This window comes from Nocardiopsis sp. CC223A, assembly GCF_030766825.1.
In the GTDB taxonomy this organism is placed as follows: Bacteria; Actinomycetota; Actinomycetes; order Streptosporangiales; family Streptosporangiaceae; genus Nocardiopsis.
Window position 1 is genome coordinate 16543 of record NZ_JASFDV010000031.1, and the last position, 24969, is coordinate 41511.

Annotated in this window: 19 protein-coding genes, 1 pseudogene and 1 riboswitch; of the genes and pseudogenes, 11 read left to right on the forward strand and 9 right to left on the reverse strand. The window is 73.7% G+C overall.

The window, feature by feature from the left end:
• The first annotated feature begins 74 nt into the window (after window positions 1–74).
• Both QJS33_RS14725 and QJS33_RS14730 read left to right on the forward strand, forming a co-directional pair.
• Window positions 75–1073 carry a glycerophosphodiester phosphodiesterase family protein gene (locus tag QJS33_RS14725; protein WP_306368533.1) on the forward strand — a complete coding sequence of 333 codons (999 nt, stop codon included), beginning with the start codon at window positions 75–77 and terminating at the stop codon, window positions 1071–1073.
• Between the two features lie 42 nt (window positions 1074–1115).
• Window positions 1116–2363: an alanine racemase gene (locus tag QJS33_RS14730; protein ID WP_306368534.1), complete on the forward strand. Its 1248-nt coding sequence runs from the start codon at window positions 1116–1118 to the stop codon at window positions 2361–2363.
• A 341-nt stretch (window positions 2364–2704) separates the two neighbouring features.
• On the opposite strand, the gene QJS33_RS14735 is transcribed toward QJS33_RS14730, so the two are convergent.
• Window positions 2705–4309 (reverse strand): beta-N-acetylhexosaminidase, encoded by a 1605-nt coding sequence (locus tag QJS33_RS14735; RefSeq protein WP_306368535.1) that lies wholly within the window; start codon window positions 4307–4309, stop codon window positions 2705–2707.
• A gap of 422 nt (window positions 4310–4731) precedes the next feature.
• On the opposite strand from QJS33_RS14735, the gene QJS33_RS14740 reads away from it, so the two are divergent.
• The 3 genes from QJS33_RS14740 to QJS33_RS14750 all read left to right on the forward strand — a co-directional run bounded on the left by QJS33_RS14740 (window position 4732) and on the right by QJS33_RS14750 (window position 7354).
• The gene (locus QJS33_RS14740; RefSeq protein ID WP_372339663.1) at window positions 4732–5634 is read left to right on the forward strand and encodes a DMT family transporter; all 903 of its coding nucleotides are present in this window, start codon (window positions 4732–4734) and stop codon (window positions 5632–5634) included.
• A 17-nt stretch (window positions 5635–5651) separates the two neighbouring features.
• Window positions 5652–6878 carry a glycosyltransferase gene (locus tag QJS33_RS14745; protein WP_306368537.1) on the forward strand — a complete coding sequence of 409 codons (1227 nt, stop codon included), beginning with the start codon at window positions 5652–5654 and terminating at the stop codon, window positions 6876–6878.
• 140 nt (window positions 6879–7018) lie between these two features.
• Window positions 7019–7354, forward strand: coding sequence for a hypothetical protein (locus tag QJS33_RS14750; RefSeq protein WP_306368538.1), 336 nt, complete (start codon window positions 7019–7021; stop codon window positions 7352–7354).
• A gap of 369 nt (window positions 7355–7723) precedes the next feature.
• Here QJS33_RS14750 and QJS33_RS14755 read toward each other — a convergent pair whose 3' ends face one another.
• Complete coding sequence (locus QJS33_RS14755; protein ID WP_306368539.1) at window positions 7724–8668, reverse strand: LysR family transcriptional regulator; 945 nt, start codon at window positions 8666–8668, stop codon at window positions 7724–7726.
• Between the two features lie 133 nt (window positions 8669–8801).
• Between QJS33_RS14755 and QJS33_RS14760 the strand changes: the two genes are divergently transcribed.
• Entirely contained in the window at window positions 8802–10136 is a 1335-nt protein-coding gene (locus tag QJS33_RS14760; protein WP_306368540.1) for a pyridoxal phosphate-dependent aminotransferase, read from the forward strand.
• Window positions 10137–10404: 268 nt separating this feature from the next.
• On the opposite strand, the gene QJS33_RS14765 is transcribed toward QJS33_RS14760, so the two are convergent.
• A complete protein-coding gene (locus tag QJS33_RS14765) occupies window positions 10405–11610 on the reverse strand; it encodes a glycosyltransferase family 1 protein (protein WP_306368541.1) in 1206 nt (401 codons plus the stop codon).
• 224 nt (window positions 11611–11834) lie between these two features.
• Here QJS33_RS14765 and QJS33_RS14770 point away from each other — a divergent pair, with 224 nt between their 5' ends.
• Together QJS33_RS14770 and QJS33_RS14775 are read left to right on the forward strand one after the other, a co-directional pair.
• Window positions 11835–12095, forward strand: coding sequence for a DUF6457 domain-containing protein (locus QJS33_RS14770; RefSeq protein WP_306368542.1), 261 nt, complete (start codon window positions 11835–11837; stop codon window positions 12093–12095).
• A gap of 217 nt (window positions 12096–12312) precedes the next feature.
• The gene (locus QJS33_RS14775) at window positions 12313–13731 is read left to right on the forward strand and encodes a sodium:alanine symporter family protein (RefSeq protein WP_306368543.1); all 1419 of its coding nucleotides are present in this window, start codon (window positions 12313–12315) and stop codon (window positions 13729–13731) included.
• Between the two features lie 80 nt (window positions 13732–13811).
• Here the strand turns inward: QJS33_RS14775 and thiD are convergent, their stop codons facing one another.
• From thiD to QJS33_RS14790, 3 genes are all read right to left on the reverse strand, one after another.
• The gene (thiD, locus tag QJS33_RS14780) at window positions 13812–14615 is read right to left on the reverse strand and encodes a bifunctional hydroxymethylpyrimidine kinase/phosphomethylpyrimidine kinase (RefSeq protein ID WP_306368544.1); all 804 of its coding nucleotides are present in this window, start codon (window positions 14613–14615) and stop codon (window positions 13812–13814) included.
• A riboswitch (TPP riboswitch) is annotated at window positions 14604–14715 on the reverse strand. Its footprint overlaps the gene before it by 12 nt.
• Window positions 14716–14838: 123 nt before the next feature.
• A complete protein-coding gene (locus tag QJS33_RS14785; RefSeq protein ID WP_306368545.1) occupies window positions 14839–15765 on the reverse strand; it encodes a DUF368 domain-containing protein in 927 nt (308 codons plus the stop codon).
• Between the two features lie 442 nt (window positions 15766–16207).
• Window positions 16208–17917 (reverse strand): acyl-CoA synthetase, encoded by a 1710-nt coding sequence (locus QJS33_RS14790; RefSeq protein ID WP_306368546.1) that lies wholly within the window; start codon window positions 17915–17917, stop codon window positions 16208–16210.
• A 396-nt stretch (window positions 17918–18313) separates the two neighbouring features.
• Between QJS33_RS14790 and rocD the strand changes: the two genes are divergently transcribed.
• Window positions 18314–19609 (forward strand): ornithine--oxo-acid transaminase, encoded by a 1296-nt coding sequence (gene rocD, locus QJS33_RS14795; protein WP_306368547.1) that lies wholly within the window; start codon window positions 18314–18316, stop codon window positions 19607–19609.
• Between the two features lie 74 nt (window positions 19610–19683).
• Here the strand turns inward: rocD and QJS33_RS14800 are convergent, their stop codons facing one another.
• Both QJS33_RS14800 and QJS33_RS14805 read right to left on the reverse strand, forming a co-directional pair.
• Entirely contained in the window at window positions 19684–21048 is a 1365-nt protein-coding gene (locus tag QJS33_RS14800; protein WP_306368548.1) for an SGNH/GDSL hydrolase family protein, read from the reverse strand.
• A 49-nt stretch (window positions 21049–21097) separates the two neighbouring features.
• Window positions 21098–22375, reverse strand: coding sequence for an aminotransferase class I/II-fold pyridoxal phosphate-dependent enzyme (locus QJS33_RS14805; RefSeq protein WP_306368549.1), 1278 nt, complete (start codon window positions 22373–22375; stop codon window positions 21098–21100).
• Window positions 22376–22639: 264 nt separating this feature from the next.
• Between QJS33_RS14805 and QJS33_RS14810 the strand changes: the two genes are divergently transcribed.
• Window positions 22640–23902 (forward strand): adenosylmethionine--8-amino-7-oxononanoate transaminase, encoded by a 1263-nt coding sequence (locus QJS33_RS14810; RefSeq protein WP_306368550.1) that lies wholly within the window; start codon window positions 22640–22642, stop codon window positions 23900–23902.
• Window positions 23899–24579 (forward strand): dethiobiotin synthase, encoded by a 681-nt coding sequence (gene bioD / locus QJS33_RS14815; RefSeq protein ID WP_306368551.1) that lies wholly within the window; start codon window positions 23899–23901, stop codon window positions 24577–24579. The genes QJS33_RS14810 and bioD overlap by 4 nt, the downstream gene beginning before the upstream one ends.
• A gap of 46 nt (window positions 24580–24625) precedes the next feature.
• On the opposite strand, the pseudogene QJS33_RS14820 reads toward bioD, so the two are convergent.
• A pseudogene (locus QJS33_RS14820) lies at window positions 24626–24931 on the reverse strand (hypothetical protein); the annotation flags it as partial.
• Window positions 24932–24969 lie beyond the last annotated feature (38 nt).

Genomic DNA, 24969 nt, shown 5'->3' on the forward strand with positions numbered 1-24969 from the left:
GTCACCGAAAGCATTCAGGCTTCGGTGTCGAGGAGCCCATCGATACGTCCGTCCACGCGTACCTGGGAGGTCCGGTGCACCGCATCGGCATCGTCGTCGGAGTCGTCTCACTCGCCCTCGCCGTCAGCGCCCCCATCGCCGCGTCCGCGGCGCACGCCCCCGGGCTCGACCCGCTGGGCACCACCACGGAGAAGCCCGTCATCGTCCAGCACGCAGACCCCCAGCGCCCGATCATCGCCGTCTCCCACCGGGGAGCCGCCGGACACGCCCCCGAGAACACGCTCGCCGGACTCGACGCCGCACGGCGCTTCGGCGCGCAGACCGTCGAGATCGACGTCCGGCAGACCCGGGACGGCGAGCTCGTCCTCCTGCACGACGTCACCCTCACCCGCACCACCGACGTCGAAGAGGTCTTCCCGGACCGCGAATCCCACCAGGTCGCCGACTACACCCTGGCGGAGGTGCGCCGGCTCGACGCCGGATCCTGGTTCTCCCCCGAGTTCGCAGGCGAGCCCGTGCCCACCCTGGGCGAGGCCCTGGACCGGATGGAGGAGCTGGACCTCAACCTCTTCCTGGAGATCAAGGAGCCCGACCGCTATCCCGGCATCGAGAAGGAGATCACGGCCGAGCTGTTCACCCGCCCGATCTGGCTGGAGCACAACCCCCCGTGGGAGCCGCGCCGCCTGGTCGTGCAGAGCTTCGACTGGGAGGCCACGCGTTCCTCCAAGCGGATGCTGCCCTCGGTCCCGCACGCCCTGCTCGGGCGGGTCCCCGAGAACCGGCTGGCGGATTTCACCTGGGCGCACATGGTCAACCCCAACCACACCACCGTCAACGCCGACTATGTGGAGCTGCTCCACGAGCACGGGTTCGAGACCATGCCCTACACGGTCAACAGCCGGGCCGGCATGGACGCCGTCCTGCGCATGGGGGCGGACGGGTTCATCACCGACTACCCCGACGCCGGACAGCGCGCGATCCGCGACTTCCTCGGCGACGAGGGCCGCGACGGCGCCCCGGACCAGGCCGCGACCCCGCTGCTCCCCGTCCCCCTGGTACCGGTTCTGCACTAGCCACTAGATTGCGGGGAGACCCACGACAGGAGGCGGGACCACGTGAGCGACCGTTCGGACACCGGAGAACTCGTCGACTGGCGGACGAAGGGGGTGTGGTGGCCGGGCGAACCGGTCGCCGCCGCGGACTTCGCCGCCCGCCGGGACCGGTTGTTCGACGGACCGTTCACGTGGCCGCTGCTGGTGCTGCGCGAGTCGGCGCTCGCCCGTAACACCGCGGCCCTGGCCGACTTCACCCGCCGCCACGGGCTGCTGTTCGCCCCGCACGGCAAGACCTCGATGGCGCCCGCCCTGCTGGACCGCCAGTTGGCGGCGGGCGCCTGGGGCATCACCGTCGCCACCGCCAACCAGGCGCTGGTGGTGCACCGGTTCGGGGTGCGGCGGATCCTGCTCGCCAACGAGCTGCTCGAACCCGGGGTGATCCGCTGGGCCGCGGACGAGGGCGCCGCCGACCCCGACTTCGAGTTCCTGTTCTACGTCGATTCCCCCGAGGGGGTCGCGGCCCTGGCCGAGGGGCTCGGGGGCGCCGGGGGTGACCGCCCGCCCGGCGTACTGATCGAGCGCGGCGTCCCGGGCGGCCGCACCGGCGCGCGCACCCGCGAGGAGGTCCTGGAGCTGGCCCGCGCCGTCGAGGCGGTCACCGGGCGCCCGATCGCCGGGGTGGCCGGGTACGAGGGGCCGCTGTCCGGCGCCGACGGGGTCCGCGCCTTCCTGCGCGACCTGCACGCCGACGCCGCGGCGCTGGCCGCCGCCTCCCCGCGCGGGGAGGCCGGGCCGCCGGTCGTCACGGTGGGCGGCAGCGCCTGGTTCGACCTGGTGGCCGAGGAGTTCGGCGGCGCACGGGACGTGGTGCCGATCCTGCGCAGCGGTGCCTACATCGGCCACGACGACGGGCTGTACCGCCGCGTCACCCCCTACAACCGGCTGCCCGAGGGCGGCGAGGCGCTCACCGGCGCCCTGGAGGTGTGGGCCCGGATCGTGTCCGCGCCCGAGGAGGGGTTGGCGATCGCCGGGATGGGCCGCCGCGACGCCGGGTACGACCAGGACCTGCCGGTCGCGCGCGTGCTGCGCCGTCCCGGCGGCGCCACCGTCCCGGCGGAGGGTGTGACGGTGCGCAGGTTCGACGACCAGCACGCCTACCTCGACGTCCCGCCGGAGCTGGGGGTGCGCCCCGGAGACCTGATGTCGTTCGGGATCTCCCACCCCTGCACGACCTTCGACCGGTGGCGGAGCATCCCGGTGGTCGACGACGCCGACACGGTCGTCGACGTCGTCGCCACCTACTTCTGAGCGGCCGGGCGCCCCGCCCCCGGGGCATGTCCGGTCGAGTGGTGCGAGGACGACGGCTGTTCAGGCGGGAACGGACCGTCGGCCGGTGCGTCGGGGCGTGTCCCGTCGAGTGGTGCGAGAACACCGGCTGTTCGCACAAGGACGCGTCGCCGACCGGGGCGTTGTCGCCTTCGGCACCCGGGGGCCGGACGAAGTCGCACCACTCGGCGGGACACCACCGTGCGTCGCTTCCTCTGGGGCTCTGAGGCTCTGGGGCTCTGGGGCCGAACGAAGTCGCACCACTCGGTGGGACACCGTCCGCCCCCGGCGCCGGGCCGGGCGCCGGGGGCGGGGGCGCGGGATCAGCCCCAGCCGTGGACGCCGGGGCGGGTGTGCCAGGGGCGCGGGCCGTCGAGCGGGCGGTATTCCACACCCGCCGCGTCCAGGCGGGTCAGGTGGTGCACCAGCCGCGGCTCGAACTCGGCGTAGTCGCGCTCGCCCGCCGACCACACCTTCTCGGCGAACGCCGACAGCCTCGGGAACACCATGTAGTCCAGCCGCCGCGGCGTGTCGATGTGCTCGGTCCACACGTTGACCTGGGCGCCCAGGACGTGCCGCGCCTCCTCCTCGGTCAGCTCGGCCGGGACCGGCTCGGCCAGGTACACGTCCTGGGTGCGCAGCAGGGTGCCCACCCGGATCGGCTCGTCGTCGGACTCCGACTGCTTGTAGTCCAGGTACGAGGTGGCGGTGGGGGACATCACCACGTCGTGCCCCGCCCTGGCGGCCGCGACGCCGCCCTCCTCGCCGCGCCAGGACATCACCGTCGCACCCGGGGCCAGCCCGCCCTCCAGGATCTCGTCCCAGCCCACCAGGCGGCGGCCGCGCGCGGTGAGGTGGTCGTCGAGCTGCCGGATGAACCAGCTCTGTAGCTCGTCCTCGTCGGCCAGGCCCTCCTCGCGGATGCGCCGCTGCGCGCTCTCGCTGTCCTTCCACTGGGTCTTGGGGCACTCGTCACCGCCCACGTGGAAGTACGTGCTCGGGAACAGCTCCAGCAACTCGTCGATGACGTTCTTGTAGAACCCGATGACATCGTCGGTGACCGCGAGCACCTCCTCGAAGACGCCCCAGCGCTGCCCCACCGGGATCTCGCCGACCTCGCCCAGTTCGGGGTAGGCGTGGATGGCGGCCTGGGAGTGACCGGGCACGTCGATCTCCGGGACGACGCTGATGTGCCGGGCGTCGGCGTAGGCGACGATCTCGCGGATGTCGTCCTTGGTGTAGAAACCGCCGTGCGGGCGCTCCTCGAACTCCGGCTCCTGCCCCGGGCGGGGGGTCCCCAGCTGGCTGCGGGTGCGCCAGGACCCCTTCTCGGTGAGCTTCGGGTAGCGGTCGATCTCCACCCGCCAGCCCTGGTCGTCGCTGAGGTGCAGGTGCAGGACGTTGAGCTTGTGCAGGGCCAGGAGGTCGATGTAGCGCAGCACCTCCCGCTTGGGGATGAAGTGCCGGGCGGTGTCCAGCATCAGGCCGCGCCAGGCGAACCGGGGGGCGTCGGTGATCCGCACGGCGGGCAGCGTCCACTCGGTTCCGCCCAGGGGGGCGTCCCGGTGGGCGTCGGCGGGCAGCAGCTGGCGCAGTGTCTGGGCTCCGTAGAAGACCCCGGCGGGGTCGTTGCCGACGATGATCGCGCCCTCACCGTCGACGATCAGCCGGTAGCCCTCGCGGCCCAGGCCCGCGGCCGGGTCCACGCTGAGGCGGATCTGGCTGTCCTCGGAGCCAGTGGCGAGCGGCAACCCCGTGGCCGCGCCGAGTTCACGCTGGAGCCACACGAGGGTGTCCCGGGCTTCGGGGTCGGCGGACACCCTGGTCGCAGCGGTCAGCGTCAGCCCGACCTCCTCGCCGGGGACCATCTGGGCGGGGCGCGGGATCACGGGTCGGGAGGCGAGGAGGGAAGGGGAGGTATCAGGCACGGGTGGGCGCTCCTATCCGGTCTAGACCAATAGGGGACATGGTGCCACGGCGGTCGCCTTCGGCGCAGCAGTGCCCTCCCGGCGGTCGGATCCCACCCGCGTATTCCGGCCGCCCCTTACCCGGTTTTGACTGCTCCCGGCCCATAACGCGCCGCCTTTCGCGGAAGGGCTCGGGACAACGGCCCGGCGTGTCCGATCCGCCGAAAAGCGCCTGCGGGCCGCCTCCGGTGGATGCTGGGGGAGGAGAACCCCCGAAGGGGGCGGGGTGCGGGCCATACCCCAAGAGGGGCGCTGGCGCCATCGCCGGAGCGGGAGCCCCGTCCGTAGCGTTGTTGGACGCGCCCGGAGCCGCCCGGGCGCCGGGAGGAGACGACGAGAGTGGCGCAGGCGACGATGGGACCGGAGCGGTCCGCCCCCGGGCGGTGGTGACGGTGGTCTGGTCCGTCCTCATCGCCGTCGCGGGGGCCTTCGCGCTCGCCCTGGGCTCGGCCCTTCAGGAACGCGACGCCGTGCGCGCCCCCGGGGAACAGGTGGCCCGCACCGGGTTCCTGCTGCACCTGCTGCGCCAGCCGCGCTGGCTGCTGGGCACCCTGGCCGCGGGCGCGGGCGCGTGCCTGCACCTGCTGGCCCTGAGCAGCGCACCGCTCACCATCATCCAGCCGATCGGCGTCACCGGGCTGCTGTTCGCCATCGTCCTGTCGGCGCTGTTCAACCACCAGCGGGTACGGACCTCGCAGGTCATCGCCGGGGTCGCCGTCATGGTCGGCCTCATCGGCGTGCTCTGGACGTTCCCGCACGGCGCCGACCTGCCGGTCATGTCCACCCGGGCCGCCCTGATCCTCACCGGCGCCACCCTCTTCTTCGGCCTGGCCGTGTTCTTCACCGCGCACTGGATGCGCAGCGGCGCCCGGGGGATCATGCTCGCGCTGGCGGGGGGCACGGCGCTGGGCGCGACCTCGGGCCTGGCCCGGGTGATCACCGCCAACGCGGTCGTCGACTGGACGACCGTCTTCGGCCTGTTGAGCGTGCTCGCCCTCGTACTGGCGGTCTTCGGCGGGCTGCTCATGCAGAACGCCTACCGCACCGGCCACTTCGCGGCGGCCTACGCGACCCTCCTCATCACCGACCCCGTGGTCAGCGTGGCGATCGGCGCGCTCCTCCTGGGCGAGGGCGCCCCCGAGACGCTCACGGCCCAGGTGGGGGCGCTCGCCTTCACGGCCCTGGCGATGGCCGGGACCATCGCCCTGGCCCGGACCCGGCACCGCAACCCCGAAGCGAAGGGGGCCCGCACGCACACGAGCACGGCCCGCACCCGCAACCGCTGAACGAAGGAGTTCCACACATGGCCCAGTCCAGAGCGCTGCGCGTCCTCATCGCCACCGACACCTACCCGCCCGACGTCAACGGGGCCGGATACTTCACCCACCGGTTGGCCGAGGGGCTCGCGGACCGCGGACACCGGGTGCACGTGGTGTGCCCCTCCGCCGAGGGCGACCCGTACGTGCGCCGCAACGGCCGGGTGCTGGAGCACCGGCTCCGGTCGGCGCCGATCCCCCTACAGCAGACCGACATGCGCGCCGCCGTGCCGCTGGGCATGGGCGGCCACATCGCCCGCCTGGTGCAGCGCCTGGACCCGGACGTCGTCCACGCGCAGAGCCACTTCACGCTGAGCCGCACGGCGATGCGCAGGGGCCGCGCGGCGGGCATCCCGGTGGTGCTGACCAACCACTTCATGCCGGACAACCTGTACGCCCACGCGCGGATCCCCGGGGTGATGCGGACGGCGGTGGGCGACCTGGCCTGGCGGGACATGGTGCGGGTGGCGGGGGAGGCCGACCACGTGACCACGCCGACCCCGCGGGCCGCCGCGCTGCTGCGGGAGAAGGGGTTCGCCGGGGAGGTCGAGCCGATCTCGTGCGGGATCGACCTGGAGCGCTTCCACCCGCGTCCGGCGGAGCGGCCCGCGCTGCGGGAGAAGTTCGGCCTGCCGGACCGGGAGACCGTCGTGTTCGTGGGTCGGCTGGACGAGGAGAAGCGGATCGACGACACGATCCGGGCGCTGGCCCTGGTGTCCCGGGAACGGGACGTCCAGCTGGCCCTGGCCGGTCTGGGCCGCTGCGAGGCGCGCCTGCGGGCGCTGGCGGTCGCGGAGGGCGTCGCCGACCGGGTGTTCTTCCTGGGGTTCGTGCCGGACGACGACCTGCCGCTGGTGTACGCGGCGGCGGACGTGTTCGCGATCGCGAGCGTGGCGGAGCTCCAGAGCATCGCGACCCTGGAGGCGATGTCCACGGGGCTGCCGGTGGTGGTCGCCGACGCCATGGCGCTGCCGCACCTGGTGGAGGAGGGGCGCAACGGGTTCCTGTTCCCGCCCGGCGAACCGCGGCCGCTGGCCGACCGGCTGCTCACCGTGCTGGGCTCGGGGCGGGCGCGGGCGGCGATGGGGGAGGCCAGCCGGGAGCTGGCGGCGCGGCACGACCACCACCGCTCGCTGGAGCGGTTCGAGGAGGTCTACCGGGGGCTGCTGCCTGCGGCGCCCCGGCCCGCGCACCTGGAGCGGCTGGCCGCCTGAGGGCGGTCAAGGCGCAGTCGGCGAACCGCAGGAATATTTGTCGGCTTTGTCTGTATTGCGAACAATCAGCGCTTTGCCACTTTCCGCATTCTTTGCGTGGCTGACGGTGATATCCGTGTGGCTCGGGAAACACATGGGGTGTGTGGTTCGAAGGGATCAATGGACGGAGCGGCCTCGGCAGGATCACCCGCGGCGGTGACGGGAACCAGGCCCTCAACGACCGACTGCTCGACGCCGAACGCGAAGCCGGGTTCCACGAGCGCGACATGTCGGCGTTCGAACGAGAACGCATCGACCTGGAGCACCGGGTGACCCGCATGGAGGCCGAATTGGAGGCGCTGCGACAACGCCGGCTGGAGGCCTACGCCCGGTGGTGGAACGCCCGGGACGACCGGGACCGCGCACTGCACGTCTGCCGCAGACTCCGCCGCCGCGTCGAACGGATGCGGCGCCGGAACTGCGACGAGGACGATTGAGGGACACCGGAGCGGGGAGCGCCACGGTGGCCCGGCCGAACGGCCGGGCCACCGTCATGTCCGGGTCGCGGATGTGCCCGCCGGTCGGTGGTCGGTGAGCTTGTTCGTCCACCGGTCGGTCCTGTGGATGTGGCCGGGTCGGTGGGGTCCTGGCGGTCTCCCTGCCCGGCCGGGCGTCGTCTTCGCGGTTTCGTCGTCGGGCCGGATCGGTTCGTGTCCGGGTCGCGGATGTGCCCGCCGGTCGGTGGTCGGTGAGCTTGTTCGTCCACCGGTCGGTCCTGTGGATGTGGCCGGGTCGGTGGGGTCCCGCCGGGCGCGGTCGGTGCCGACGACACGCCGGCGGCCGTGCGGGCGGGGAGACGGGGGCCTTCAGGAGGGGCGGTCGGTGAGCTCCTTCAGCTCCCCGGCCACGGTCCCGGCCGCGGCCCGCAGTGCCTGGAGGGTGACCTGGACCGCCGGGCGGCGCAGCGAGGCCGGGCGCACCACCGCGTACACGTGCCGGGCCGGGACCCGCCCGGGCAGCGTGCGGTGGACCAGCCCCGCCGGGGCGCCCACCATGGCCAGCGACGGCACCGCCGCGATCCCGATGCCGCGCGAGACCAGGCTGAGCACCGTGCCCAGCCCCTCGAACTCCCAGGCGGCCGCGGGCAGCCCGCCCACCTCCGCCAGCAGCAGGTCGGTCCCGTAGCGCGAGCGCTCACCCTCGGGTGCCACGATCCACGACTCGCCCAACAGCCGCTCCAGCACCACCGGCTCACCCGGGTCGGCCAGCCGGTGCCCCTGCGGGACGGCCAGCACCATCGGGTCGCGCAGCAGGTGCACGTGCCGCAGCCCGCTGTCCGCGCCCCGCCCCGGGTGCTGGCCGCTCCAGTCGTCGACCAGGGCGATGTCCACCTCGCGTGAGCGCACCTTCTCCGTCCCCGTCGACAGCAGCGTCTGGCGCAGCACCAGCTGCATCTCCTCGTGCCGGCGCAGCGGCGGCGCCAGCAGCGGGGCGAACGCCACGGCGGCGGTCGGGAACGCCGTCACCGTCACCACCCCCAGGGCCACGTCGGCCTGCTCGGCCAGGATCGACTCGGTGGCCTCCACCAGGGCCAGGATGTCCTCGGCCTGGACGACCAGGAGCCGGCCGGCATCGGTCAGCTCCGCCCCGCGCGGGGTGCGGTCCAGCAGCGCCACCCCCGTCTCCTTCTCCAGGGCGGACAACTGCTGGGAGATGGCCGAGGGCGTGTACCCCAGGGCCGCTGCGGTGGCCGCGATCGTGCCCCGGACGGAGAACTCGCGCAGGACCTGGAGGCGGCGGAGATCGAGCATAAGAACAGCTTACGCTCAGCATCGAAAAGACGCGCTTGTACTGAAGGCTGCGGCTGGGCAGGCTGAGGAACGAGAGGCCGCCACCGCGAACGGCGGCCGCACGCCCGACCCTGAGCCGGAGATGAGTCGTCACATGACCGTCACTGTTTCCGCGACCCTCGCCGTCAACGAAGCCCTCGCCGAGAAGCGCCGCCAGGGGGTGCGCGTACTGCCCCTGGGGTTCGGCGAAGCCGGTCTGCCGGTCCACCCGGTCATGCGCGACCGACTCACCGCCGGGAACGGCGCCAACGCCTACGGCCCCGTCGCCGGGGTCGCCGTCCTGCGCGAGGCCGCCGCGGGCTACTGGGAGCGCCGCGGACTGCCCACCGACCCCGGCATGGTGATCGCCGGGCCCGGCAGCAAGCCGCTGCTGTACAGCCTCCTGCTGGAACTGGGCGGCGACACCGCCATCGCCGCGCCCAGCTGGGTCAGCTACGCCGCGCAGAGCCGCCTGGTGGGCGCCCGCCCGCTGCTCGTCCCGACCGCGGGCGGCGGCGAGGGCGGCGTCCCCCAGCCCGACCTGCTGCACGCGGCCGTCACCGCGGCCCGCGAGGAGGGGCGCACCGTCAACGCGGTCATCGCGACCCTGCCCGACAACCCGACCGGTACGGTGGCGAGTCGCGACACCGTGCGCCGCCTGGCCGAGGTCGCCCGCGAACTGGACCTGGTGATCATCTCCGACGAGATCTACCGGGACCTCGTCCACCCGGTCGGCCCCGGCGCGGAGCCCGTCCGGGTGCACAGCCCCGCCGAGTTCGCCCCCGAGCGCACCGTCATCTCCACCGGGCTGAGCAAGAACCTCGCCCTGGGCGGCTGGCGGATCGGGGTCCTGCGCCTGCCCGACTCCGCGATCGGGCACCGGCTGCGCGGCGGCCTGCTCGGTGTGGCCAGCGAGATCTGGTCCAGCCCGGCCGCCCCGGTCCAGGAGGCCGCCGCACACGCCTTCACGGAACCCGCGGAGCTGGTGGACCACATCGACCGCAGCCGCCGCCTGCACGGGATCGTCGCCCGTGCCGTGACGGACGTGTTCACCGGAGCGGGGGCGACCGTCGCCCCGCCGCGGGCCGCGTTCTACCTCTACCCGGACTTCGATCCGATGCGCGAGCGGCTGGCCCGGCTGCACGGCGTCACCACCGGGCCGGCCCTCACCGGGCTGCTGCTGGAGCGCTTCGGCATGGGCGTGCTGCCCGCCGTCGAGTTCGGGGAGGGGCCGCGGGCCCTGCGCATGCGGGTCGCCACCAGCCTGCTGTACGGGGACACCGAGGAGCGCCGCTACACGGCGCTGGCCGCCACCGACCCGCTGGCGCTGCCCTGGATCCGCGCCCACCTGGACCGGCTCGCCGAGGTGCTGGACGCGCTGTCGGCGGCCCCGGCGTCCGCGGTGGTGCCGCAGCCGCTCCCGCGGGCGGTCGCCGAACCCGTGCACTAGACGTGTTCGGCGGATCATTCCGGGGAACGGTCGCGGGGCGGCCTCTCGCCACGCCGTCTGCGCTAGGACGGCCGACCCCGGGCCGGACCTCGCCGGTCGTCTCGTCGGAGATCGCCTGAGGGCCGCTTCCCGCACCCGGCGCAAGCGCCGAGCCGCACGAAGGCATCCGCCGACCCCGTGCACTGGGAGGTCTGGACGGGGCCCTTCCCCGGGGGTCGGGTCGGGGGAAGGGCCCCGTCGTCCGTGATGGTCTCGCCGGACGGGGACTTCAGCGGGCGGGCAGGGCCGGGGGCTCCTCGGCGGCCAGCTCGCGGCTGGAGGCCAGCACCGACCGGTAGTGGGCCAGCAGCTCGTCGCCCACCGCATCCCAGGTGCGGTGCTCCACCGACGCCCGGGCCCGGCCCGCCAGGTCGGCGCGCAGGGCGCGGTTGTGGGCCAGCCGCCCCACCGCCACCCGCAGCTCGCGCACCGAATCCGGTGCGTACAGCAGCCCGTTGACGCCGTCCTCCACCAGGTCCAGCGGGCCGCCCGCGGCCGGGGCGACCACCGGGACCCCCGAGGCCAGTGCCTCCTGCACCGCCTGGCAGAACGTCTCGTCGGCCCCGGTGTGCACGAACAGGTCCAGGGAGGCGTACAGCCGGGACAGGTCGTTGCCGGTGCGCTGGCCGGTGAAGACCGCGCCGCGCAGCCGCCGCCGCAGCCGGGGCAGCTCCGGGCCGTCACCGACCACGACCACCTTCACGCCGCGCAGCTTCAGCACGTGCTCCAGCAGGTCGACGCGCTTGTCCTTGGCCAGCCGCCCGACGTAGCCGATGATCGCCTCCCCGTTGGGGGCGAGCGCCCGGCGCAGCTCCTCGTCGCGGTGCTCCGGCCGGAAGCGCTCCGCGTCCACCCCGCGCCGCCACAGGGCGAGCCGGGGGAACCCGCGGGCGGACAGGGCCTCCATCGTCGCGGAGGAGGGCACCAGCGTGCGGTCCGCGGCCGCGTGGACGCGGCGCAGCCCCGACCACAGGTGCTCGTGCCCGGGCAGCCCGTACCGCCGGGCGAAACCCGCCAGATCGGTCTGGAACACCGCCACCGTCGGCAGCGCCCAGCGGCGGGCCGCCTCCACCGTGGCCAGGCCCATCAGGGCGGGCGAGGCCAGGTGGACCAGGTCGGGGGAGAACGACCGGATGGCGGTGGTCAGGGTGCGCCGGGCGGGCAGGCCCAGGGCGAAGTCGCGGTACACGGGCAGCGGCACCGAGGGCGTGCGCACCACCGGGAAGCCCGCGTAGCGGGTGGGGCCGTGGTGCCCCGGGGCCAGGATCAGCGCCTGGTGGCCCCGGGCGGCCAACAGGTCGGCGACCCGGCACACGGAGTTGGTCACCCCGTTCACCTGGGGCAGGAAGGACTCGGTCACGATCGCGACGCGCAGCGGACGCTGCCCGTCGGCGGGGGCGGGGATCGGATCGCGGAAGGTGTCGAGGGGGGACATGCGGGCGGCTCCCAACGCCGGGGGGACGTGTCTTCGACGCTAGAAGGCGCAGGTGAACCCGGATGGGGCGCGGAGGGAACCGGACGCGTCGTGCGAGCGTGGGCTCACCGAGCGAGCGGTGACGGGCCACGGACGGTGTCCCCGCCCGCGGGTTGCCCGCAGATGACCCGTCGGTGGCTAAGATCGCATCACGTGATCGAATCATTGCTCTGAGGAGTGGAACGGTGACTCTCGTGGAATGGGCCGATGAGGTCCGCGTCGCACTCGGGCTTCCGGACACCGAGTCCATGGACCGCAAGGACGTGGACCGCATCCTCGACCTCGCCAAGGACGCCGCGCACTCCGTCGCCCGCCCGGCGGCGCCGCTCACGGCCTACCTGCTGGGCATCGCCGTGGGGCGCGGGGCCGACCCGGAGGAGACGGCGCGGCTGCTGAGCGGACTAGCCCTGAGCCGGGCCGGGAACGATGACGGAAGTGACGCATGACACTCCCGGGGGGCGGAGAACGCGGCGATGACCGCTCCGGTTCCCGACGAGACCCGCATGTGGAAAGTGTGTGATGCGTTCGTTACGCACCACTGCAATTCTTTGCCGATAACGCAGGGCCACCACCAGTGGCGACGCACCTCCGAGGACATCCGCCCCCCGCGCCGACACCGGTGGCGTCCTCGGCACCATCCACCGATCGACAGGGAGATCCCCCGTGGACCAGCTCCTTGAAATGGCCGGCCTCATCAGCGGCATCATCTGGGGACCCTTCGTCCTCATCCCGCTGCTGTTCGCCGTCGGCCTTTTCCTCACCGTCCGCCTGAACCTTCTCCAGCTCCTCAAGCTGCCGCACGCCCTGTGGCTGGCACTCGTCCGGCGCAAGGAGGACGAGTCCGTAGAGGGGGACATCTCCCACTACCAGGCGCTCAGCACGGCCCTCGCGGCCACCGTCGGCGTCGGCAACATCGCCGGTGCCGCGCTCGCCATCGGCATCGGCGGCCCCGGCGCCCTCTTCTGGATGTGGGTCGTCGGCTTCCTGGGCATGGCGACCAAGTACAGCGAGGCCCTGCTGGGCGTGAAGTTCCGCCGCACCGACGCCAAGGGCGAGCAGAGCGGCGGCCCGATGTACTACCTCAAGCTCGGTATCGGTGGGAAGTTCGGCGCCACCCTGGGCGTGCTCTTCGCCGTCTTCGGTGCGATCGCCGCCTTCGGCATCGGCAACGGCAGCCAGGCCAACACCGTCGCCCAGCAGGTCAACAGCGTGACCGGGGTCGACACCTGGATCATCGGCCTCATCCTCATGCTGCTGGCCGGCGCGGTCATCCTCGGCGGCATCAAGAGCATCGGCCGGGTCGCCTCCGCGCTCGTGCCGATCATGATCATCTGCTACGTGGCCATCTGCCTGGTCATCCTGGCGGTCAACTGGGCGCAGATCGCGCCCGCGATCCTGCTCGTGGTCACCGACGCCTTCACCGGCACGGCGGCCGCCGGCGGCTTCGCCGGCTCCACCGTGCTGATCGCCATCCAGATGGGCTTCGCCCGCGGTATCTTCTCCAACGAGTCGGGCCTGGGCACCGGCGCTATCGCGGCCGCCGCGGCCAAGACCCGCCAGCCGGTCCGCCAGGCCATGGTCTCGATGACCCAGACCTTCATCGACACCATCATCGTGGTCACCATGACCTGCCTGGTCATCATCACCACCGGTGTCTGGCAGGGCGAGAACGCCGAGGACGGCTCCCTGCTCACCAGTGATGCGATGACCGAGGGCCTGGGGGCCATCAGCCCGGCCCTGGCCCCGGCGGGCGCGTTGGTCGTCGCGATCGCCGTCGCGGTGTTCGCCTTCACCACCCTGCTCGGCTGGTCCTACTACGGTGACCGGTGCATCGAGTTCCTGGCGGGCCGCAGCCTCGTGCTGCCCTACCGGATCGTGTTCATCATCGTCATCTTCATCGGGGCGGTCGCCGACCTCGACTCCGTGTGGCTGTTCAGCGACATCGCCAACGGCCTGATGGCGCTGCCCAACCTGGTGGGCCTGCTGGTGCTGTCGCCGATCGTGGTGGCGGAGACCAGGAAGTTCTTCGCCCACCCGGACTGGAAGAACCCCGACGCGCTGATGGACGACGTCAAGGGCTGATCGTCGCCGCCCGGGACGGGTACACGAGGGGGACCGGCCGACGGCCGGTCCCCCTCCTGCGTGTCCGTGTCCCCCGGGGGCTACCACCAGGCGTGGAAGTGGTGGACGGGGCCCTGGCCGCCACCGGCGTCGATCTCGTCGGCGCGGCGCAGGGCCTGCGTGAGGTAGGCCTTGGCGTCGGCCACGGCGGTGGCCGGATCCGGACGCTGCGGCAGCAGCGCCGCGATGGACGACGACAGGGTGCAGCCGGTGCCGTGGGTGTTGCGGGTGGCCACCCGGGGCGCGGAGAACTCCCGGTCCTCGCCGTCCCGTGACACCAGCACGTCGACGCTCTCCCCGCCCGCCAGGTGCCCGCCCTTGAGCAGCACCCGGCGCGGACCCAGCTCCAGCAGGCGTCGGGCCTGGTCGCGCATCCCCGCCAGGTCCGTCGCCTCGGCCTCCTCCAGCAGGTCGGCGGCCTCGGGCAGGTTGGGAGTGAGCAGGTCGGCGCGGGGCAGCAGCTCGGTGCGCAGCGCCTTGATGGCCGAGGCCTCCAGCAGCCGGTCGCCGCTCTTGGCCACCATCACCGGGTCCACCACGACGTTCGGCAGCCCGTGCCGCCCGATCGCCGCGGCGACGGCCTCGGTGACCTCGGCGGTGCCGAGCATCCCGACCTTGACCGCGTGCACGGTCGCGTCGGAGAAGAGGGTGTCCATCTGGCGGACCACGAAGTCGGCGGGGACGGGGTGGACCCCGGTGACCCCCCGGGTGGACTGGGCGGTGAGCGCGGTGATCACGCTCATCCCGAACGTCCCGTGGGCGGAGAAGGCCTTGAGGTCGGCCTGGATACCGGCGCCCCCGCTGGGGTCGCTGCCGGCGATGGACACGATGTTGTACGCGCTCATGGGCGTTCCTTCGCTAGTGCTAACTAGGGCAGGTTCGACGGGTGTGCTCTCAGCCGGGGCGCGACCGGTCGGTCGCGCCCCGGCACCCCGCGCCGTGCGGGCCCCCACGGGGCCTGCGGTTCAGGAGACCGCCGGTGCGGCGGTCAGGCGGTGGGCGTGCTCTGGGTGCGCCGCACCCTGAGGATCGTGAGGACCCTTGGCAGAGGGGCCGACGGGCCCGGGATCAGGCGGATACGGGCGCGGACTCGCCGCGGGCCGCTTCGCGGTCCAGCTTGCGCCGCTCCCAGACGATGGCGGCCACCACGACGGCGAAGCCGAGCACCATGAGGGCCACGGTGACGGGGACGTCGGTCGGTGCCACGAAGGCCCGGTCCTCGTCCTGCCAGGGCCACAGGGCGCGCAGGGATCCGGCCATGAGCCCGGTGAGGACGACCAGGGTCATGTGGTGGAAGTTCTCCAGCAGGAACTGGAGGAGCTTGACGAACAGGGACAGGCCGGTGAGGGCGCCCAGGGCGAAGACGCCCAGGTAGACGAAGTCCATGTCGCCCACCGCGTTGATCGTCGGCTCGTACAGCCCCATGGTGAGCAGGATGAAGGAGCCCGACAGGCCGGGGAGCACCAGGGCGCAGATCGCGACGGCCGCCGCGAAGAAGACGATCACGGGGTGGGTCGGCAGGTTCGCCCCGGGCAGTCCGGTCACCCCGAAGGCCGCCGCGGCGAAGACCAGCGCGACGAGGTAGTGCCACGGGCGCCAGGGCTTGCCCGAACCGGTGTAGGGGACCCACAGGCAGGCCAGGACCAGGCCGAAGAAGATCGCGTAGGCGTACTGCGGGTACGCCTCGACCAGGGGGGCGAGGACGACCGCGGCGCCGACGAGGAACAGCGCCATGCCGATCAGGGCGGGGACGAGCACGCTCCAGTCGACCATCCGGAACTGCTCCCGGGCCCGCTCGGGTCCGCGGCCGCGCGGCACGTCGGTGACGTAGCGCTTGATGCCGCTCACCATGTGGCCGGCACCGCCGATCAGCTTGTCGTACAGCCCGACGATCAGCGCGACGGTGCCGCCGCTGATGCCCGGGAGGGCCTCGGAGGCGCCGACCGCGCCTCCTCGCACCGCGTTGAAGAGGTAGGAGCCTACTGATTTGGCCATCTGGTCGTTGGGCGCGGCCCCGAGCCGAGGGGGTGAGGAGCGCCTTCCTCCGTTCTGACAAGGGTGCCGTCGGGCTGCGCGGGGGCGGAGCCCGACGGGGGAGTGAAGAAAACGGTGTCGCCGTACACGGTGGTGTGATCCGCCGGCGAGCGCCGGAGTCGCGGTGCGCCCGCGTCCGGCGGGGAGCGCCTGTGGGGCGGAATGCCAGTCTAATGGCCTGCGGGGGCGCGGAAACGGCCGCAGCGGGCGGCCGCGGGGACGGGGCGCGGGTCGCTCCGCCCCGTGCCGTCGGGGCGCACGGGGCGAGGAGCCGGGGCCGACAGGCGTTCCGCCGGAAATGTTCGTGTTTCGGTCGCACAGAGATACAACCGAACAGGAACCGAAAAAGGAGGAGCCCCGCGGTACGGCACCGCGGGACTCCACAGGATCGCTTCCGGACCCCTCAGATGACGCCCTGCACCACCGACGACGCCCACCGGTAGTCCTGCTTGCCGACCGCGGTGCGGTGTACCCGGTCCACGAAGTGCACGGTCCGGGGCACCTTGAACCCGGCCAGCCGCACCCGGCAGAACGCCAGCAGGCCCGCCTCGTCCGGCGCCGCGCCCGCGGCCAGCGACACCAGCGCGGTGACCCGCTGCCCCAGCAGCTCGTCCGGGGCGGGCACCACGATGGCGTCCTCCACCGAGGGATGGGCCTTGAGCGCCGCCTCGACCTCCTCGGGGTACACCTTCTCGCCCGCCGTGTTGATGACGACGCTGCCGCGCCCCAGCAGCACGATCGACCCGTCCCCGGCCCGGGTGCCGAAGTCGCCCGACAGCGCCCAGCGGCGCCCCTGGCCGTCGGTGGGGAACGTGCGCGCCGTGGCGATCGGGTCGTTGTAGTAGCCCAGCGGGATCCGCCCGGTCCGCGCGATGCGGCCGACCACCGCCGACCCCGGCGGCAGCGGGCGCAACCGCTCGTCCAGCACCGCGATGCTGCCGCCCATGGTGAAGCTGCGGCCGTCCTGGGAACCGGTCAGCGGCTCCGAACCGCCCCCGGCGTCCGGGCCGATCGCCGAACCGCACACCCCGGTCTCCGAGCCCCCGTAGGAGTCGGCCAGGGCGATGTCCTCGCGCCAGGCCCGCCACAGGCCGCGCACCGGCGGGGTCAGCGGCGTTCCGCCCGAGCGCACCGCGGACAGCTCGGGGCACAGCCCGGGCTCGGTGAGCAGGTGCCGGGCCAGCGGGCGGGCCATCGCGTCGCCCACCACCTGGAGCGTGTGCACGCCCTCGCGGTGGGCCAGCGCCACCACCCGCTCGGCGCGGAAGCTGCGGTCGGTGGACAGCACCACGCGCTTGCCGCACAGCAGCATGCTCAGCGCGTTCCACTGCCCGGCGGCGTGCATCAGCGGCCCCAGCACCAGCATGCGCTGGGGGAAGCAGGCGCGGGCCCGCTCGGCCACGTCGCGGGGGGAGCGGGCGCGCGGGGCACCGGGCGAGCGGCGCTCGACCGCCGCCCGGAAGATGTCGGCCTGCCGCCACAGGACACCCTTGGGGTAGCCGGTGGTGCCGCCGGTGTACAGCAGGTAGTGGTCCGAGCCCGAGGTCGGCGGCAGCGGCTGCTCCCGCGGGGCCGCGGCCAGCGCGTCCTCGTAGCCCACGGCCTCGGGGAAGGCGGCGCGCACGGCCTCGCGCGCCGCGGGCTCCGCACCGTCCTCCAGCAGCACCGCGTGGCGCAGCCGGGGCAGGTCGGGGCGGACCCGGGCCACCGTCGCGGCCAGGGACTCCTCGGCGATCAGCGCCACCGTGTGGGAGTCGGCCAGGACGTGGCGCAGCTCGCCCGCCACGTAGCGGTAGTTCACGTTCACCGGCACCGCGCCCGCGCGCAGCACCCCCAGGAACGACTCCACCCACTCGGCCCGGTTGAAGGACAGGATCGCCACGTGCTCGCCGCGGCGCACGCCCGCGGCCGCCAGGTGCCGGGCCAGCCGGTCCGCGCGTCCGCGCAGCCCGGCGTAGGAGACGACGCGCCCCCCGGCGACCAGGGCGGTCCGCTCGGGCACCGCGTCGGCGACGGCGTCGAACAGCCGGGTCAGCGAGAACGCGGCGTCGGGATCGGCCGTCGCGGGCGGCGCGGCGGTCTGCGGCGCGGCGGGTCCGGGCGATGAACGCACGGGCGGCCTCCCTCTACGGCGGATGCGGCGCCACCGTCCACGGCACGGGGCTCGCGGCGGAACGCCGGCGCCGACCGGTTCCGGCCGACGCGTCGATGACTTGTGTGCCGACCGTACCCGTCGGGAAGGGACCCGATCGCCACCGGGGGTGTGGACCGCATCACCCCACCTCACGGGCCCGGTCACAGGGGGCGGACGGCCCTGCTCCACGGGCTGTCCGGGGTTGGTGTGACACCCGGATTTCGGGCCCGACGGTGCGCCTGTGACACACCTCACCCCTTGTGGGGTCACCGGGTCATCTGCTCAACTCTTGGGGACTCTCCGGCGGGGGCTCTACCGGGCCCCTCGGTGGGTATCTAGTGTCTGACATCGGTCAATGGTGATCGGAGCGGTTGGATGAGCAACACCCAGAACCTGGGGCAGGCAGGCGACGCCGGGAACCCCGGCGCGACACTTCCCGAACACGACACACCCGCACTCTCCAGCGCGGACCACATCGCGCTCGCACAGGAGCACTCCGCGCACAACTACGCCCCCCTGCCCGTCGTCATCGCCGAGGGCCGCGGGGCCTGGGTGACGGACGTGGAGGGCGAGCGCTACCTGGACTGCCTGGCCGGATACTCGGCCATGAACTTCGGACACCACAACCCCGACCTGCTGGCCGCGGCCCACCGCCAGCTGGACCGGGTGACCCTCACCAGCCGCGCCTTCTACAACGATCGGTTCGGCCCCTGGGTGGACGCCCTGTCCCGGATGGTCGGCAAGGAGAAGGTCCTGCCGATGAACACCGGCGCCGAGGCGGTGGAGACCGGTATCAAGGTCGCCCGCAAGTGGGGCTACGAGGTCAAGGGGGTGCCCGAGAACCAGGCCACCATCGTCGTGGCCGGGGCCAACTTCCACGGACGCACCACCACGATCATCTCCTTCTCCTCCGACCCCGAGGCCCGCACCGGTTTCGGCCCGTACACGCCGGGCTTCCGCTCGGTGCCCTACGGCGACGCCGCGGCCATCGAGGCGGCCATCGACGACACCACGGTCGCCGTCCTCATCGAGCCGGTCCAGGGCGAGGCCGGGGTCATCGTCCCGCCGCTGGACTACCTGCCGCGGGTGCGGGAGATCTGCGACGACAACCGGGTCCTGTTCATCGCCGACGAGGTCCAGTCGGGCCTGGGCCGCACCGGCACGATCCGGGCCTGCGAGCACAGCGGGGTCGTCCCCGACGCCTACCTCTTCGGCAAGGCGCTGGGCGGCGGCATCCTGCCGGTGTCGGCGATGGTCGCGAACGAGGACGTGCTCGGCGTCATCCAGCCGGGCCAGCACGGCAGCACCTTCGGCGGGAACCCGCTCGCCGGGGCGGTGGGGCACACGGTCGTCCGGATGCTGACCGAGGGCCCCTACCTGGAGAACGCGCGCAAGCTGGGCGAGGTGTTCAGCCGCCGCCTGGAGGAGTTCGTCGGCAAGGGCGTGGTCTCGGTGCGCAGCATCGGCCTGTGGGCGGGCGTGGACGTGGACCCGGCGCTCGCCTCGGGCAAGGAGATGTGCGAGCGGCTGGCGAGGAACGGTGTCCTGGTCAAGGACACCCACGGCTCCACCGTGCGCATGTCACCGCCGCTGGTGATCAGCGAGGAGGACCTCAACTGGGGTCTGGACCGGTTCGCCGAGGTGCTGGAGGACCTGCGGGCCGGGCGCTGACCGCCCCGCGGAGCCACGCGCGGAGCCCGCCCCCGGCCCGGGGGCGGGCTCCGCCGCGTTCGGCCGGGGTACGGTCAGCCGCCCGCCTCGTTGACGGGGGCGTCCGCGTCGGGGGACTCCGACGGCGACGCGGAGGGCTCCTCGGAGGAGGACGCGGCGGCGGAGGGCTCGCCCGAGGGCTCGTGCACCGGGTCCAGCGGTCCGCCCAACTCGGTGTACAGCAGCGACTCGTCCACCCGCTCCAGGGTCTCCCGCGACACGTACAGCACACGTTCGGGACCCTCGACGATCTGTAGGCGCACCCGCTCGGCGATCGACATCTGCCCCTGGGCGGTGGGGTGGAACGTCGCCCGGTCCACCCTCAGGCCCTCGCCGAACCGGCCCAGCACGATCCCGTTCAGCCAGGCCTCCTCGGCGTTGACCTCGTGGCCGGTGAACGCGGAGAAGGTGTTGACGTACTCCACGCTGCCGGTGCCCCGGGACCCGTAGACGTCGCCGTCGGCCCGGTACACCGCGTCCCGGATGCGCTCGTTGAACCGCTCGGCGACCCCGTTGAGCCACAGCTGGTCGTCGACGGTCAGCGTGTAGTACATCGCCGACGGCTCCTCCGGGAACAGCCGCGGGTAGCCCAGCACCAGCAGGCGCGCGTCGGGGGCGCGTTCGCGGATCTCCGCGATGACCGTGCCCAGGGTCTCCTCGAACTGCCGCATCCGCTTGTCGATGTCCTCCTCCTGCTCGGTGCAGACGCCGTTCTCCAGCAGCGGCATCCGCACCATGCAGGTGCGCAGCACCGGGATGAACCCCAGGTCGTTGCCGCCGATCCCGAGCGTCACCAGGGAGGTGTGCGCGGTGACCCGCTCGATCTGGGACTCGGGGGTGCCCAGTTCGTCGAGCATCTGCCAGCCCCTGTGGCTGCTGCACGCGTAGAAGGCCAGGGAACCGGCGAAGTCGAACTCGTCCTCGATGAGGTAGGCGTAGGCGTTGGACGAGCGCCAGCAGCCGCCGGGCACCGCGGTCTCGGGCGCGTAGTCGCCCGCGCCGTCGCCGGAGGAGTAGGAGTCGCCCAGGGCCACGTAGTTGCCCCACAGGGCACCGTCCAGGGGGGTCACCCGCTCCCGCCAGTCGGTCTGCTCCTCCTCGGTGATCGGGGGCAGCTCCTGGGCCGGGCACACGCCACCGGTGATCTCGCACCACAGGGAGCGCAGGGAGTCGCGGCCGCCGGGAACGGTGAGCGTGACGATGAGGCACAGGACCAGCACCAGGGACACGCCGACGGCGATCCGGGTGCGCAGCCGGGTCCGGCGGCGCGGGGCCGGCGCGGTGTCCCCGCCGTTCCCGGTGCCTGCGGCGGTCTCCTCGGGCCCACTCCCGGTGTTCTCGGGAGGGGCCGGGTCCGGGGTCTCCCCGGGGGTTCCGGGCACCTCGTCACCGGTGGGCACCGCCGCCACCGCCTCCCCTGTTCTCCGATGGTCTGTCTCGGCCTTGAGACTACCCGGGGCGGCCCGCGGCGATGACGCCCACGGCCCTGCGGATCTCGGCTCCGGTGAGGTCGGCCCGGGCGGTCAGCCGCAGGCGCGAGCGGCCGTCGGGCACCGACGGCGGACGGAAGCAGCCCACCCGCACCCCGGCGGCCAGGCAGTGGGCCCGCCAGCGCACCGCCGCGTCCGGGGACGGCGCGGTCACCGACACCACCGCGGCGTCGGGGGAGGTCGCCTCCAGGCCGTGCTCGCGCAGGCCGGCGCAGAGCAGCCGGGCGTTCTCGCGCACCGCCTCCGCACGCTCGGGTTCGGAGCGCAGCAGGCGCAGCGCGGCCAGCGCCGCGGCCGCCGAGGCCGGCGCGAGCCCGGTGTCGAAGATGAACGTGCGGGCGGTCTCCACCAGGTGCCGGACCACCCGGTCCGGGCCCAGCACGGCACCGCCCTGGGCGGCCAGCGCCTTGGAGAGGGTGACCGAGACCACCACGTCGTCGGGGGTCGGGGACAGCCCGGCCGCGGCCGGCGCGCCCCGGCCGCCCGGGCCGACCACGCCGAACCCGTGCGCGTCGTCCAACAGCAGGGCGCCGCCCGCCGCCCGGGCCGCCCGGTGCAGGGCGGCCGTGTCGACGAGGTCGCCGTCCACGGAGAAGACGGTGTCGCTGACGACCAGGGACCGGGACCCGGGGCCGCCCCCGTGGGACTCCAGGACGCGCGCCGCCGCGGCCGGGTCGCCGTGGTCGAACAGCTCCACCCGCGCACCGCCCGCCCGGGCCAGCCGGGCGGCGTCGATCAGGGAGGCGTGGTTGTGGCGGTCGCACACCAGCAGCGGGGCCGGGGCGTCGGCGCCTGACCCGGGCACCCGGGCGGTCAGCGCGGTGAGCATCGCCAGGTTGGCGGTGTAGCCGGAGGAGAACACCAGGGCCGACTCGGTCCCGGCGAAGTCGGCCAGCTCACGCTCCAGCTCGTGGTGGAGCTCGGTGTCGCCGGTGACCAGGCGCGAACCGCCCGCACCGGTGCCCCAGCGCCGCAGCGCCGCCTCGGCGGCGGCGGTCACCCGCGGGTGGCGCAGCAGCCCCAGGTAGTCGTTGCCGGCCAGGTCCAGCACGTCCTCGGCGGCCGGGCGCGGCACGACCCGGCGCGACAGGCCCGACCGGGCCCGCGCCCGGGCGGCCTGCGACAGCCAGGAGAAGGGGTGCGGTGCCGACGGACCCGTCGGCCCGGAGGCCGGTCCCGCGCTCCGGGAGCGGAGCGTCCACGGGCGGCGGGGCGGGAACAGGGCGGTGCCGTCCATGGCGGGTGCTCCTTCGGTGCGGGGAACGGGGCGTCGCGTGACTCCGAGGGGGTGGGACGACGGGGAGGGCCGGTGCACGAAGGGACCGACCCAGCGGCGGCCAATCCCGCTGGGGCGGTCCGGTCCTCGTGCCAGGGAGGCGCTACCGACTCTGCCCGGTGCCCGCCCCCCGCGTCACCGGTGGAAGCCCACAAAGTTCGGACACCGAACCTGGTAGGTCTGCACGGATCCGGTCCGCGCCCCGTGCCGGAAAAATGGGACCACATGACGCCTGAGTGGATACGTTCCGTCGACCGAGCCCACCTGTGGCACCCCTACGCGACCCTGCCCGCCGCCGAACCGCCCCTGGTGGTGACCGGGGCGCAGGGGGCGCGGCTGCGCCTGTGGGACGGGGAGCGCGAACACGAGGTCGTCGACGGCATGTCCTCCTGGTGGTCGGCGATCCACGGCTACCGCCACCCGGTCCTGGACGCCGCGCTGCGCGCACAGGCCGACGACTTCAGCCACGTGATGTTCGGCGGGCTCACCCACGGCCCGGCGGCCGAACTGGCCGACCTGCTGGTGGAGATCACCCCCGAACCGCTGCGCCACGTGTTCCTCGCCGACTCCGGTTCGGTCGCCGTCGAGGTGGCCATGAAGATGTGTTTGCAGTACCACCGCTCCCGCGGGGAGGCGGGCCGCAGCCGGTTCCTCACCTGGCGGGGCGGCTACCACGGGGACACCTTCCACGCCATGAGCGTGTGCGACCCCGAGGGCGGCATGCACGCCCTGTGGGGGGACGTGCTGCCCGGGCAGGTGTTCGCGCCCGCGCCGCCGGCCGAGTACGACCCCGGGCACACCGACGAGGTGGCCGCCCTGGCCGCGCGGCACTCCCGCGAGCTCGCCGGGATCATCGTGGAGCCCCTGGTGCAGGGCGCCGGGGGCATGCGCTTCCATGATCCGCGGCACCTGAAGGACCTGCGGGCCCTGGCCGACGAGCACGGCGTGCCGCTGGTCTTCGACGAGATCGCCACCGGGTTCGGGCGCACCGGGGACCTGTTCGCCGCCGACACCGCCGGGGTCGCGCCCGACATCATGTGCCTGGGCAAGGCGCTGACCGGCGGCTACCTCACCCTGGCCGCGGTGCTGTGCACGGAACGGGTGTCGGGCACGATCGCCCGGGGCGAGGTGCCGGTGCTGGCGCACGGACCCACGTTCATGGCCAACCCGCTGGCCTGCGCCGTCGCGGTCGCCTCGGTCCGGCTGCTGCTGGAGTCGGGCTGGCGGGAGGCCGTCGCCCGCGTCGAACGCGGATTGCGGGCCGGGCTGGCCGGGATCCCCGGCGCCCGGGTGCGCGGCGCGATCGGGGTGATCGAACTCCGGGAGCCGGTGAGGATGCGCGAGGCGTCCCGCGCGGCCCTGGAGGCGGGTGTGTGGCTGCGACCGTTCCGGAACCTGGTCTACGCCATGCCCCCGTACGTGTGCACCGACGCGGAGGTCGCCGCGGTGACGGCGGGCATGGTGGCGGCCGCGGAGGCGTCCCGATGATCCTCGTGGTGACCGGCACCGGGACCGGTGTGGGCAAGACCGTGGCGACCGCGGCGCTGGCCGCCGTGGCCGGCGGCCGGGTCGCGGTGCTCAAGCCCGCCCAGACCGGGGTGGGGCGGGGCGAGCCCGGCGACGTGCACACCGTCGCCGCCCTGGTCCCCTCGGTGACCCCGGTCGAACTGGCCCGCTACCCCGAGCCGCTGGCCCCCGCCACCGCGGCCGCCCGTGCGGGGCTGCCCCCGGTGCGCGCCGAGGGCGTCGCCGACGCCGCCCGCGCCCTGGAGGGCGACCACGGCCTGGTCCTCATCGAGGGCGCCGGCGGCCTGCTGGTGCGGCTGAACGCCGAGGGCCAGACCCTGGCCGACGTCGCCGTGCTGCTGGACGCCCCCGTCCTCGTCGTGGCGCGGGCCGGGCTGGGCACGCTCAACGAGGTGGCGCTCACCGCCGAGGCGCTGCGCGCGCGGGGGCTGCGCCCGGCCGGGGTGGTCATCGGTTCGTGGCCGACAGAGCCCGATCTGGCGATGCGGTGCAATCTGGGCGACCTGCCGACGATGGGCGCGGGGCCGGTCGTCGGGGCGCTGCCGCAGGGGTGCGCCGACCAGGACCCCCACTCCTTCGCGGAGACGGCGCGGCGAGCCCTGCCCCACTGGCGGCCGGGACCGGCGACGCGAGGGTGAACGCCCGCGGGCCGGGTCCGTGGGCGCGCAGGTGCTCCTCGCGCCCGCGGACCTCCTCCGGCCCGGGCCCGCCCGCCGACCACCACAGGGTGCGCTCCACCACGGGGAAGGCGCCGTGCCGCCCGCGGTGCTCCACGAGCAGGCGGTGCGTCCGCTCCACGAAGGCCCGCAGGGCCACCGGGTCCCGCCACAGGGACACGATGCGGACCTCGTTCTCCGTGCCGGAGGAGTCCACTTCGGTGATGTGGCCCTCGGTGGACCGCGCCTGCACCCGAAGCGCCTCCACCAACGGGCCGAGGTGATCGCCCCGGAGCACCCTGGATTCGGCCAGGGCCAAAGATTGGTCTGTCATCACGACTCCTCTTCGAGGTCCATTTCTGTCAGTATGGA